The organism is Aphanothece microscopica RSMan92 (genome assembly GCF_046613545.2).
Taxonomy (GTDB): Bacteria; Cyanobacteriota; Cyanobacteriia; order PCC-6307; family Cyanobiaceae; genus NIES-981.
Map to the genome: position 1 here is coordinate 1 of NZ_JBKKKY020000241.1, position 865 is coordinate 865.

Genomic DNA, 865 nt, shown 5'->3' on the forward strand with positions numbered 1-865 from the left:
CGCGATCGCCGGATCGACATAGAAGATCACCGGCAGCTCAGCGGTCTCGCCAGGCTGCAAGGTCTTGTCCTGGAAGCAGAAGCATTCAAGCTTCATGAAATACGGCCCCGCCTTGTGGGGCGTGACATTGTAGGTCGCGACCGCCGTGACAGGCCGGTCGGACGTATTGGTGACGCGATAGAAGGCGAGCGCGTTCTCGCCGACCTTCACGCGAATATCCGGCTGCTCGGCCCGGAAAGCCCAATCGATCCCGTCAGCGGTATTGGCGTCGAAGCGGATGGTGACCTCGCGGTCCAGCACGCGCGATGCGGCCTGCTCGGCGATCCGGGTCGTGCCGCCAAAGCCGGTGACCTGGCAGAACAGCTCATAGAGCGGCACGGCGGCATAAGCTGCGCCAAACATGGCGAGCGGCACGGCCGCAGCCGCGATCATCACCCGGCGATTGCGCTTTGCGGGGGCGGACGCGGGCTCGGTCATGGCTCAGAAGGGCCGGCTGAGGATGGCCCCGCCGATGCGGGTGACCGTGATGAAGAAGACAAGCGCCATGAAGGCGGCAAGGGCGATGGCGAGCGCCAGATTGCGCCGCTTGCGTGCGCTCTCCTGAGCCGATGTCAGGGCGGCGTAACCCTCGACCTGCGCGTGGGGACCCTTGGGGGCGGGCGTCATGGCGACACCGGCAGATGCAGGCCGAAGCCATGCTCGGCAAGCAGCGCGGCAAACACGCCGGCGAGATAGAGCAGGCTGAAGGCGAACAGATCGCGCGCCGCCCGGTTGCCGGCGCCCACGGCATAGAGCGTCTGCTCATCGGCGCTGGAGCGGCTCTCGCCGGCCTGACTGCGGTAGACCCGCCAGGCCAGCAGCACGA

3 protein-coding genes are annotated in these 865 nt (G+C 67.1%); all 3 read right to left on the reverse strand.

Going from position 1 to position 865, the window contains the following annotated elements:
- Positions 1–477, reverse strand: a 477-nt coding sequence (locus tag ACLD7X_RS17220; RefSeq protein ID WP_411424914.1) for a cytochrome c oxidase assembly protein, incomplete at its 3' end; no start/stop codon positions are given.
- A gap of 3 nt (positions 478–480) precedes the next feature.
- Complete coding sequence (locus ACLD7X_RS17225) at positions 481–666, reverse strand: hypothetical protein (protein WP_411424915.1); 186 nt, start codon at positions 664–666, stop codon at positions 481–483.
- The coding region (locus tag ACLD7X_RS17230; protein WP_411424916.1) for a hypothetical protein at positions 663–865 on the reverse strand (203 nt) is incomplete at its 5' end. The genes ACLD7X_RS17230 and ACLD7X_RS17225, both read right to left, overlap by 4 nt.